Raw genomic sequence first — 12037 nt, 5'->3', positions numbered from 1 at the left:
CACCGGTCATTCTCTGACTGCATGCTAGCACATTCGGCAAAGAAAAAAGGGAGGAAATCGAGTTTGCCCGTTATTCAGCGAATTGACGGGCAGGGAAATATCGATAGGCAGCCTGTTGATTACTGGCGAAAAAGATCGGCCCGGGTGTAGGGTTTTTCCAGACCCGCCAGGCTGGCGGAGAAGCGCTCCAGAAACTGCTGGGTAGTGGCAACGCGACCGTGACTCATCAGGACAAACGGCACGAGCAGCGCGGCCCCGATTTGCGGCCAGCTGAAGCCCTTTAGCGCGGTGCGGCGCTGGGAGATCAGAAACGCGGTGCTCAGCGTGAAGCCCAGCAGCAGACCGGTCGCCACCTCACTTTTCGAGTGTGCGTGGATAACCAGACGGGAGAAACCGACCATCAGCGGGATCAGATAGCCAACGCCAATCGCCGCCACGCGCAGCAGCGCAGGCCAGCGCCCGGAGATTAGCCACAGCATCACTGGCCACAGGGTGGCAGACATGGCGCTGTGACCGCTGAAGCCGGTAAAGTTGAAGCGGGCGCTGCCGATGCCAAAGCCCAGAAACAGAATTTTAGAGAGGCTGACGGTCAGACCGGCCAGGCCAAATGCCACAATCCAGTAAAACACCGTAAGACGGTTATCACTCTTCCACGGCAGAATCAGCGCAATAATCACCGCTGTCGGAATCAACAGCATGCTGTCGCCAAAATAGGTCAAAGTCTTCCAGTGCATACAACTCCTGATGCATCATTCGGTCGTCACGTTCGCGACACGGGTTATCTGAACGGCCCGCTGCGCAGGCCATTTTTTTCTGAGTAGGGGGTGACACTAGTTTATCGGTGAAATGAGTGGCGTCCAAAGGAGAAAGTCTGAAAAGTCGCAGACGCCATTTCTCTGGCATCAAAAGGCCGAAATCCCTATACTTAGCGCGAACACACCCTCTCCATTTCGGCCCGTCAGCTGCCCGCGTAATGTGTGACCAGTGGCAGGCTCCAGTTATCAGGTCTTAAAAAAGTATGACTGACAAGTCCCATCAGTGCGTGATTGTAGGCATTGCCGGCGCTTCCGCATCCGGTAAAAGTTTAATTGCCAGCACGCTCTATCGTGAAATCCGTGATCAGGTTGGTGGCGAGCATATCGGGGTTATCCCGGAAGATGCGTATTACAAAGATCAAAGTCACCTCACCATGGAAGAGAGGGTTAAAACCAATTATGACCATCCGAGCGCGATGGATCATGATTTACTGCTGCAGCATCTGCAGGCCGTCAAAGCCGGGCAGGATATTGAGCTGCCGGTGTATAGCTATGTCGAGCACACCCGCACCCAGGAAACGCAGATCCTCAAGGCGAAGAAGGTGATTATCCTTGAGGGGATCCTGCTGCTGACCGACGCGCGCCTGCGCCAGGAGCTCAACTTCTCCATCTTCGTAGACACGCCGCTCGACATCTGTCTGATGCGCCGTATGAAGCGTGACGTCAATGAGCGTGGCCGCTCCATGGATTCGGTGATGAGCCAGTATCAGAAGACCGTGCGTCCGATGTTCCTGCAGTTTATCGAACCGTCTAAGCAGTACGCGGATATCATCGTGCCGCGCGGCGGCAAGAACCGTATCGCCATCGATATCCTCAAGGCGAAAATCAATCAGTTTTTTGAATAGTTCACGTCCCTGAGGACGTGAGGCAGACCGGCGGCAGGCACGCCTGCCGGTTTGCTACACTCATGTCATGGAGTTACCGCAATGAGATTATGCGATCGCGATATCGAAGCCTGGCTGGACAGTGGCAAGCTGGCGATTGAGCCGCGTCCGCCGGTCGAGCGCATCAACGGCGCCACGGTCGATGTGCGCCTGGGCAATCAGTTCCGTACCTTCAGCGGTCATACCGCAGCCTTTATCGATCTGAGCGGCCCGAAACAGGAAGTGAGCGCGGCACTGGATCGCGTGATGAGCGATGAGATCGTGCTGGCGGATGGCGAAGCCTTTTTCCTGCATCCGGGTGAGCTGGCCCTGGCGGTGACGCTGGAGTCGGTGACGCTGCCGGACGATCTGGTGGGCTGGCTGGATGGTCGCTCTTCGCTGGCCCGGCTCGGACTGATGGTGCATGTCACGGCGCACCGCATCGATCCCGGCTGGCAGGGCCGGATCGTGCTGGAGTTCTACAATTCCGGTAAACTGCCGCTGGCGCTGCGTCCCGGTATGCTTATCGGCGCGCTGAGTTTCGAGCCGCTTTCTGGCCCGGCTGCGCGCCCTTATAACCGTCGTGAAGATGCCAAATATCGGGGTCAGCAGGGCGCTGACGCCAGTCGTATCGACAAAGACTGATCTGAGGGTTTGATGAAAAGAGTGATAACCACGCTGGCCATCCTGTTAGTGGTGGTCGTAACGGGAATGAGCGCGCTGGTGCTGCTGGTCAATCCCAACGACTTCCGTGCCTATATGGTGCAGCAGGTCGAACAACGCAGTGGTTATCAGCTTCAGGTCAGCAGCGATCTGCGCTGGCACGTCTGGCCGCAGCTCAGCATTCTCTCCGGCCGGATGAGTCTGACCGCGCCGGGTGCCAGCCAGCCGCTGGTCTCGGCCGACAATATGCGGCTGGATGTGGATCTCTGGCCGCTGTTATCCCATCAGCTGAGCGTCAGCCAGGTGTTGCTGAAAAATGCGGTGGTGCGCGTCACGCCAGACAGCGCTGCCCGGCTGAGCAAAAATGCTCCCCAGGGACCCCGTGATGCCGATCCGGTTGCTCCCTCCGGCGGCTGGTCGTTTGACATCGCTAAACTGCAGGTGGCAGACAGCCTGCTGATCTGGCAGCAGCCAGGCGGCGACGAATACAATTTCCGCGACCTCAACATGAACATGGAGCAGGACGCGAACAAGCAGGCGACGCTGGCGCTGAGCACCACGCTGATGCGCAACCAGCGCAACGCCACTGTCACCCTCAAAGGTCAGCTGGATGCCGCCCAGTATCCTCATCGTCTCACCGGCCAGCTCCAGCAGTTTGATTACACCCTTTCCGGTGCCGATATCCCGCCTCAGGGCATTAAAGGTTCGCTGACCCTGCAGGGTGAATGGAATGGCGACCGCCAGCAGTTTGCCTTCAGCAACCTGCAACTCACGGCTAATGACACCACGCTGACCGGTCAGGGTGAGGGTCATATTGCGCCGCCGCAGCGGCTGGCGCTGGATCTGAAAGCGACCACGCTGAACCTCGATAATCTGCTGAACGGTGCCCCCGTTGCCGAGACGCCCGGCGTGCAGCGCGCGACCGTCGCACGGTCGCCGGTGATTGCTGCGCCGCGTGAAACCCGCAATGCCGATTCCCCGCTGAACGAGATGGATCTGGCCCTGAAATTACAGGCGGACAGTGCGGTCTGGCGCGGACTGTCGCTCACCGGCCTCACCGTCGATGCCATCAACCAGCAGGGGCTGATGACCCTGAACACCCTGCGCGGCAAACTGGGCAATGGCAGTTTCTCGATCCCTGGCAGCATTGATATCCGTCAGCCGGAGACGCAGGTGGCCCTGAAGCCCCAGCTCCGGCTGATTGCCATTCAGCCGCTGCTGAAGGCATTTGCGCTGCCGGAGAGTCTGCAGGGCAATCTGAGTCTTGATGGCGAACTGGCCGGCGACACGCTGAATGTCGAGGCGGCCAAACGTCGCTGGCAGGGCAGGGCGACGATCAGCGCCAGTAACCTGAAGCTGGCTCAGATTAACCTTCAGCAGATGGTGCAGCGCGCCGTGGCGCGGGTGAGCGACAAAGTCAGCAATACTGAGAAGGCCGATGAAGGCATTGAGTCGATCAGTGCGCAGGTCGCCCTGAATAAAGGTGTGCTCAGCTTCAGCGACATCGAAGGCAATGGTCAGGATCTCGGCTTACAGGGCGCGGGCAGGGTGGATCTGGCGCAGCGTCAGCTGGACGTCACGCTGGGTCTGAAAATCAGCGGCTGGCAGGGCGACGACGCGCTGGTGAAGACGCTGTCTGCTCAGCCGATTCCGCTGCGTATGTATGGCGACTGGGACAGTCTGCAATATTCACTGCCGGTGGATGCCGTGTTGCGTGACCGGTTGCAGAGTGAAGCGAAATCCCGGCTCAATCAGTGGATCGATCGTCAGAAAAATGACGAGAACAAACAGAACCTGAAGAAAATCCTGCGCCCGTAACGGGCGCAGGATCTTACACCTCCTCAACAACAGGGGGCTGGAAGAGGATCTCCACCTTCTGAACCCGGTGGTTTTCAACCTGCAGGGTTTTCAGCAGATAGTCGCCCAGCTGCAGCGCATCGCCGGCCTGCGGGATGTGTTGCAGCTTATCCATCAGTAATCCTGCCAGCGTATGATAGTCGCGCTGTTCATCCAGCGGCAGCTTCACATAGAGCGCCAGATCTTCCAGTGGCATGTGGCCGTTAGCCACCCAGTGGCCTTCAGCCAGAATCTGAATATCGTAACGGGCGTCGATTTCACCGGCTTCGTTCGGCAGATTGCCGGCGATAGTTTCCATCACATCACTCAGGGTGACGACGCCCTCCACCGAACCAAACTCATCCACCACAAAGGCGAAGTGCGTGTGCGCCTGGCGAAACTGCTCCAGCGCCTGCAGCAGCGTCAGGCGTTCAGGAAACACCAGCGGCTGGCGGATCAGGGCGCGCAGGTCGAGCGACACATTGTGCAGTGACTGATGCAGCAGATCGATGACGTGAACCACACCCAGCGGTTCGCTGGAGTGGTCGGTAATCAGGATTCGCGTGTGCTGATTGCGGTCGAGGCGTGACATGATCTCTGCCGGGTCGTCACTGAGATCGATATGTTCGACGTCATGGCGCGAGGTCATGATGCTGTTGACGTGGCGCTGACCCAGGCCCAGCACCCGGGCAATCATCACCCGCTCCTGCCGGTTAAACAGCATGCTGTCATCGCTGTCTGCAATCAGTGACGAGGTCTTTGCGTCCAGCTCCGCCGGTTCCGCCGCGCCACGCAGCAGTCGCAGCACCGCCTCCGCCGTTCGCTGACGCAGCGGGCGGCCCGCCGAGAGGACCCGCCTGCGGTTGAAGTGAGCCAGCTGGTTCAGCGCCTCAATAATTACCGAGAAGCCAATGGCGGCGTAGAGATACCCTTTCGGGATCACAAAGCCAAAGCCCTCCGCCACCAGACTGAAGCCAATCATCAGTAAAAAGCTTAAGCAGAGGATGACAATCGTCGGATGGCTGTTCACAAAGCGGGTTAAGGGCTTACTGGCCAGCAGCATCAGCAGAATGGCAATGGTGACCGCAATCATCATGACCGGCAGGTCATTGACCATCCCGACGGCTGTAATCACGGCATCCAGTGAAAAGATGGCGTCCAGCACCACAATCTGCGCCACCACCGGCCAGAATTTAGCGCCGCCTTTTTGTTGACCGCTCTCTTCATCATGGCCTTCCAGCCGCGCATTCAACTCTGTTGTGGACTTAAATAGCAGGAAAATCCCGCCTGACAGCAGCAGCAAATCGCGCGCACTGAAGGGATGGCCCGCCAGCGTAACCCAGGGTTCCTTCAGCGTGACCAGCCACGAAAGCGAAGCCAGCAGCAGCAGCCGGCACAGCAGCGCCAGCAGCAGTCCGATCACGCGTGCCCGGTCACGAAGCGGTCCGGGAAGCTTTTCAACCAGAATGGCGATGAAGATCAGATTGTCGATACCTAAAACCAGTTCCAGAACGATTAGCGTTACTAATCCTGCCCAGAGCGAGGGATCCGCCATTACGTCCAGCATCTCGTGTTCACCTGAATATTTTAAATTGCGTTTTCTCTGATGATAGTGGAGTGGGAAGCCCGGTACAAATGGCAGGGCAGGGGCGTTGCAGCCGGATAGCCCGGATTTATCGTGCAAAAGATGAGCATAACGGTGTGACGGTTTGATTAACTCTGCAGAGGGGAGGGGAGATAATTCTTACTCATTCTGCACCGTGAAAACGATATTCACCTGCGGGGCTTATGCGATTTATCGCAGCGGGAGTATGGCATTAATCCGAATTATTACGAAAGGATTGCACTGCCTGTCTGGCTTCAATACTAATCGCTGGTAGTCTTTTTCCTAAAATAGTCCAGGGATAGCGGGACCTGCTTGTAAACAAGCCAGTAATAACTAGTATAGCAACAAGTTAGCAAACTCTTCCCCAGAGTCGTAATTTGCGTACCAATTCGACATTAATCGCAATGTCCGGATTGCGTAATTTGAGCGCGAACGTCTGTATGATGCGTTCCGGTAACGCTGACGCATTATGGGGAGCAATATGAATGATGACAGCGATATTGGCAGCGACAGCCAAGGGCGGTAGCGTGCCTGAATCGTGTTTTTCGTTGATAAAATGAGCAGCGCTGGCGGTGATTAAAGTCAGAGTAATCTGTTGGTATTCATCACAATATTATTGGATTTATGGTTAAGATCATGGGCGTAAACGCCGCAGGAGCTCCCCTTAGAAACGGCTCAGTCTGAAGAGGCTTCATCGTTCAGCGATTAAACAGGCGATAGCCGTTGCGGGTTAAAGGAAATAAAATAAAGAGTTAAATATGCGCGATACACAATTTACGTTTAAAAGTCTTATTACCAAATTAACGCTGGCCTGTTCAGATTTAATTTGTTTCAACGCAGCTTTATTTATAGCGATGATGCTAATTAATGTTCAGTCAGATTCGCCGCTGGCAGATATTTCTGAAAAAGAAATGAATCTACAAATTGCCACGCACATTTGTCTGTCAATTATTTGCATCGGCTGGTTCTGGGTAAGACTTCGTCACTACACTTACCGCAAACCTTTCTGGTTCGAATTAAAAGAAGTTTTTCGTACCATTCTTATATTTTCTGTTATTGACCTGTCGATTACCGCGCTGTCGCAGTGGCAGATGTCGCGTTTCGTCTGGCTGCTGACCTGGGTACTGGCGCTGATTTTCATTCCAACCTGTCGCGCCCTGGCAAAACGTCTGCTTAATAAAAATGGCTTGTGGAAAAAACAGACCATTATTATTGGCAGCAGCAAAAATGCCCACGAAGCCTGGCAGGCGCTGCAAAGCGAAGAGGTGATGGGCTTTGACGTGGTGGCCTTCTATGACGTTGATGGAACCTGCCCGCAGGAGATCATGAACGGCGTGCCGGTGCTGCGTGACGAGCAGGAACTCTGGCATCTGGCCAGCAGTGAAACCCAGTTCATCGTGGCGGTGGAGTTTGAGCAGAGTCAGTACCGCGATATGTGGCTGAAGTCGCTGGCGATGCACAACTGCCGTTCCGTCTCCGTTATCCCGACCCTGCGCGGTGTGCCGCTCTACGGGACCGACATGGCCTACATCTTCAGCCATGAAGTGATGATTCTGCGTGTTCAGAACAACCTGGCGAAACGCACGTCGCGCTTCCTGAAGCGGACATTCGATATTGTCGGTGCGCTGTCGATTATTCTGATGCTGATGCCTGCGCTGCTGGTGCTCGGCTTCCTGGTTGGCCGTGATGGTGGACCGCCGATTTATGGTCACGAACGTGTAGGAATGAATGGCCGTAAATTTAAATGCCTGAAGTTCCGCTCGATGGTGATTAATTCCAAAGAAGTGCTGGAAGAGGTCCTTCGTACTGACCCGATTGCACGTGCGGAATGGGATAAAGATTTCAAACTTAAAAATGATCCACGTATTACTAAAGTGGGCCACTTCATTCGTAAAACCAGTCTGGATGAGTTACCTCAACTCTGGAATGTGGTGCGCGGTGATATGAGCCTGGTCGGTCCTCGTCCGGTCATTGAAGATGAACTCTGCCGTTATGCTGGTGATGTTGATTATTACCTGATGGCTAAGCCAGGCATGACGGGATTGTGGCAGGTCAGCGGTCGTAATGATGTTGACTATGAAACCCGCGTCTATTTCGACTCGTGGTACGTAAAAAACTGGTCACTGTGGAATGACATCGCCATTCTGTTCAAAACAGTGGGTGTCGTCCTGAAACGTGACGGTGCGTATTAAGTGTGAGTCGAAAGGAGTGCGTTAACGCGCACTCAGAGGTGTTGTGCCGTTGTCAGGCGTGTCGTTGTTGGCGCCATCGTCAGGGATATCGTCGTGCATTATTAGTCTACTATGATGCACGGCACGCAGATTCGCCCTGACAGATGGCGACAACGTATAACAAGTGGAGCAAGGATAATGAACGACAGGTTCAGAGCTTAAGTCAGGCAGGATTTACTTTTTTTGTTGGACGCTTACACAGCGGCGGTTTCGCCTCTATCAATAAATAACTGATAGCGAAGATCTAAATGATTACAATCAAAATGAAATTGATACCCTTGCTGGTATCCGCCACATTCCTCAGCGGGTGTACGATCGAACCAGGTCAGCGCCTTTCTACGTCGGGAAAAGATGTCATTGAGCAGCAGGATAGCAACTTTGACATCGACAAATACGTCAACGTCTTTCCGTTAACCCCTTCACTGGTTGAGAAGATGCGTCCTAAGCCACTGGTGGCCCAGGCGAACCCGACTCTCCAGAACGAAATTCAGAACTACGAATACCGTATCGGTGTGGGCGATGTCCTGACCATCACAGTCTGGGATCACCCGGAGCTGACCACCCCAGCCGGTCAGTATCGTAGCGCCAGCGACACCGGCAACTGGGTACACTCAGACGGCACCATCTTCTATCCTTACATCGGTCGTGTGCGTGTCGCGGGCCGTACCGTCGGCGACGTTCGTAACGAAGTCGCCCGTCGCCTGGCACAGTACATCGAAAGTCCTCAGGTTGATGTCAGCATCGCCTCGTTCAAATCACAGAAAGCCTACGTGACCGGTTCTGTCACCACCTCAGGCCAGCAGCCGATTACCAACGTGCCGCTGACGATTCTGGATGCGATTAACGCCGCGGGCGGCCTGGCTGCCGATGCAGACTGGCGTAACGTCGTGCTGACGCACAACGGTCGTGAGCAGCGTGTCTCTCTGCAGGCGCTGATGCAGAATGGCGACCTGAGCCAGAACCATCTCCTCTATCCGGGCGATATCCTCTACGTTCCGCGTAATGACGATCTGAAAATCTTCGTCATGGGCGAAGTGAAGCAGCAGGCGACCCTGAAAATGGACCGCAGCGGCATGACGCTGGCGGAAGCGCTGGGTAATGCGGCCGGGATGGATCAGACCACCTCTGACGCCACCGGTGTCTTCGTTATCCGTCCACTGCACGGTACCGATCGCAGCAAGATTGCCAACATCTATCAGTTGAACACCAAAGATGCGGCATCCATGGTGATGGGCACCGATTTCCAGCTTCAGCCTTACGACATCGTTTATGTCACCTCTACACCGCTGACGCGCTGGAACCGTGTGATCTCGCAATTACTGCCAACCATTGCGGGTATCAACGATGTGAGCGAGAGCGCGCTGCGTATCCGCAACTGGTCGAACTAAGGTCTGACCATGATTACGTCCGTGTTAGTCGTTTGCGTCGGCAATATCTGCCGCTCTCCCACCGGAGAGCGCCTGTTTAAACGCGCGCTGCCCGATTTGGATGTTCGCTCTGCTGGCCTGGGGGCGCTGGTAGGCCACCCGGCTGACCAGACAGCCTCTGACGTCGCCGCTGCGCAGGGTCTGTCGCTGGACGGTCACCAGGCGCAGCAGCTGACGGCCGAGATGTGCCGTCAGGCCGATCTGATTCTGGTGATGGAAAAGCGACAGATTGAACAGGTGAATCGCATCGACCCCGCTGCGCGTGGCAAAACCATGCTGCTTGGGCACTGGCTCAATCAGAAAGAAATTGCGGATCCGTATCGAAAAAGCCGTGAGGCCTTTGAAGAGATTTACGGGTTACTGGAAAACGCTACCCAGAAGTGGGTCAACGTATTAAGCCGATAGTTGGGATTATCCATGAATATAAAAAATAAGGTCAGAACCGCGCCGGGAGAGGAGTCGAATGGATGGGATCTGGCGCATCTTGTGGGACAGCTAATTGATCATCGCTGGATCATTGTTGCCGTTACCGCTTTTTTCATGCTGGCGGGAACACTCTACACACTGTTTGCGACACCGATTTACAGCGCAGATGCGCTGGTTCAGGTTGAGCAGAAGAACGCCAGCACCGTTCTGAACGAAATTGACAGCATTCTGCCACCGACCCCGGCGTCTGATACGGAAATCGAGATCCTCGAATCCCGTATGGTCATCGGCAAAACGGTTGACGATCTGGGTCTGGATACCGTGGTTGAGCAGAACTACTTCCCGGTTATCGGTAAGGGTCTGTCGCGCCTGATGGGGAATAAACCTGCCAGCATCGCGATTTCCCGCCTGGAAATCCCACGCACCATCGACAAGCGTAACGTGGAACTGGAAGTGACCGGCCCGCAGAGCTACACCGTTTCTAAAGATGGTGATGAGCTGTTCAAAGGTAAAGTCGGTCAGCTGGAGTCGCACGGCGACGTCACCATGCTGGTCAGCGAGATCCACGCTGACGAAGGCACCAGCTTCACCGTCACCAAGCTGAACGACCTGCAGGCGATCCGTTCTGTTCTCTCCAACCTGACCGTGGCTGACAAAGGTAAAGATACCGGCGTGCTGGGTCTGGAGTACCTGGGTGAAGATCCGGAGCAGATCAGCAAAGTCCTGAATCAGATCGTGAACAACTATCTGCTGCAGAACGTTGAGCGCAAGTCTGAGCAGGCCGAGAAAAGTCTGGAGTTCCTGCGCACTCAGCTGCCTGCCGTTCGCAGCAAGCTGGATGATGCGGAAAACAAACTGAACGCCTTCCGTCGTCAGAACGAATCGGTTGACCTGTCACTGGAAGCGAAATCTGCCCTGGACTCTTCTGTCAGCGTGCAGAGCCAGCTGAACGAACTGACCTTCCGTGAAGCGGAAGTCTCTCAGCTGTTCACCAAAGATCACCCAACCTACCGTGCGCTGCTGGAAAAACGTAAAACGCTGGAGAATGAGCAGGCTCAGCTGAACAAGAAAATCTCTGGCATGCCTCAGACTCAGCAGGAAATCCTGCGTCTGACCCGTGACGTTCAGTCTGGTCAGGAGATCTACATGCAGCTGCTGAACCGTCAGCAGGAGCTGGGCATCAGTAAAGCGAGCACCGTGGGTGATGTCCGCATCATCGACAGCGCGCAGACAGCAAACGCGCCGGTCGCACCGAAGAAGATGCTGATCATCGCCGCAAGCCTGATTCTGGGTCTGTTCGTATCGGTCGGTCTGGTTCTGCTGAAAGCGCTGCTGCATCACGGCATCGAGAACCCGGATCAGCTGGAAGAGCTGGGCATGAATGTCTATGCCAGCGTGCCTCTGTCAGACTGGCAGCGTAAGAAGGATACTGAAGCCCTGGCGCGTCGCGGCAGCAAGGTGAAAACCGATCCGCACGAAACGCTGCTGGCGCTGGGTAACCCGACTGACCTCTCTATCGAAGCGATTCGTAGTCTGCGTACCAGCCTGCACTTCGCCATGATGGAAGCGAAAAACAACATCCTGATGATCACCGGTGCCAGCCCGGGTATTGGTAAAACCTTTATCTGTGCCAACCTGGCGACCCTGGTCGCGAAAGCGGGTCAGCGTGTCCTGTTCATCGATGGCGACATGCGTCGTGGCTACACCCACGAGCTGCTGGGCGCGGATAACAAATCAGGCCTGTCCAACGTCCTGTCCGGTAAAACCGAGTTCAGCCCGGCGCTGATTCAGCAGGGGGTATACGGTTTCGACTTCCTGCCTCGTGGTCAGGTGCCGCCGAACCCGTCTGAGCTGCTGATGCATCGTCGCATGGGTGAGCTGCTGGACTGGGCGAGCAAGAACTACGACCTGGTATTAATCGATACGCCACCTATCCTGGCCGTTACCGATGCGTCAATTATCGGTAAGCTGGCAGGCACCTCGCTGATGGTGGCGCGTTTCGAAGCCAACACCACGAAAGAAGTGGACGTCAGCTTCAAACGCTTTGCCCAGAACGGTATTGAGATTAAAGGTGTGATCCTCAACGCCGTGGTGCGTAAAGCGGCCAACGCGTATGGCTATGGTTACGACTACTACGCCTACGACTACGGCAAGACCAACAAAAGCTGAT

General features: G+C 55.4%; 9 protein-coding genes. 7 read left to right on the top strand and 2 right to left on the bottom strand.

Translation table 11 applies throughout. The features are described from left to right. Nucleotides 1-119: 119 nt before the first annotated feature. Nucleotides 120-734: a phosphatase PAP2 family protein gene (locus tag FJW00_RS02210; RefSeq protein ID WP_009089238.1), complete on the bottom strand. Its 615-nt coding sequence runs from the start codon at nt 732-734 to the stop codon at nt 120-122. Nucleotides 735-1018: 284 nt separating this feature from the next. On the opposite strand from FJW00_RS02210, the gene udk reads away from it, so the two are divergent. The 3 genes from udk (at nt 1019) to asmA (ending at nt 4159) form a co-directional block, all read left to right on the top strand. Next, nucleotides 1019-1660 carry a uridine kinase gene (gene udk / locus FJW00_RS02205; RefSeq protein ID WP_009089240.1) on the top strand — a complete coding sequence of 214 codons (642 nt, stop codon included), beginning with the start codon at nt 1019-1021 and terminating at the stop codon, nt 1658-1660. An 81-nt stretch (nt 1661-1741) separates the two neighbouring features. Beyond that, nucleotides 1742-2323 (top strand): dCTP deaminase, encoded by a 582-nt coding sequence (gene dcd, locus FJW00_RS02200; protein WP_009089244.1) that lies wholly within the window; start codon nt 1742-1744, stop codon nt 2321-2323. A gap of 12 nt (nt 2324-2335) precedes the next feature. Beyond that, the gene (asmA, locus tag FJW00_RS02195) at nt 2336-4159 is read left to right on the top strand and encodes an outer membrane assembly protein AsmA (protein WP_140922975.1); all 1824 of its coding nucleotides are present in this window, start codon (nt 2336-2338) and stop codon (nt 4157-4159) included. Between the two features lie 13 nt (nt 4160-4172). Here asmA and FJW00_RS02190 read toward each other — a convergent pair whose 3' ends face one another. After that, the gene (locus FJW00_RS02190; RefSeq protein WP_140922974.1) at nt 4173-5744 is read right to left on the bottom strand and encodes a TerC family protein; all 1572 of its coding nucleotides are present in this window, start codon (nt 5742-5744) and stop codon (nt 4173-4175) included. Nucleotides 5745-6541: 797 nt separating this feature from the next. Here FJW00_RS02190 and wbaP point away from each other — a divergent pair. From wbaP to wzc, 4 genes are all read left to right on the top strand, one after another. After that, nucleotides 6542-7975, top strand: coding sequence for an undecaprenyl-phosphate galactose phosphotransferase WbaP (gene wbaP, locus FJW00_RS02185; RefSeq protein ID WP_009089249.1), 1434 nt, complete (start codon nt 6542-6544; stop codon nt 7973-7975). A gap of 287 nt (nt 7976-8262) precedes the next feature. Continuing rightward, entirely contained in the window at nt 8263-9402 is a 1140-nt protein-coding gene (locus tag FJW00_RS02180) for a polysaccharide export protein (protein ID WP_009089251.1), read from the top strand. A 9-nt stretch (nt 9403-9411) separates the two neighbouring features. After that, nucleotides 9412-9846, top strand: coding sequence for an arsenate reductase/protein-tyrosine-phosphatase family protein (locus FJW00_RS02175; RefSeq protein ID WP_009089253.1), 435 nt, complete (start codon nt 9412-9414; stop codon nt 9844-9846). Nucleotides 9847-9858: 12 nt separating this feature from the next. Next, complete coding sequence (wzc, locus tag FJW00_RS02170) at nt 9859-12036, top strand: tyrosine-protein kinase Wzc (RefSeq protein ID WP_009089255.1); 2178 nt, start codon at nt 9859-9861, stop codon at nt 12034-12036. The last annotated feature ends 1 nt before the right edge of the window (nt 12037 follow it).

Source organism: Pantoea anthophila, assembly GCF_006494375.1.
In the GTDB taxonomy this organism is placed as follows: domain Bacteria; phylum Pseudomonadota; class Gammaproteobacteria; order Enterobacterales; family Enterobacteriaceae; genus Pantoea; species Pantoea anthophila.
Note: the sequence above shows the minus strand (reverse complement) of the source record. Positions and strands in the feature narration are given on the sequence as shown.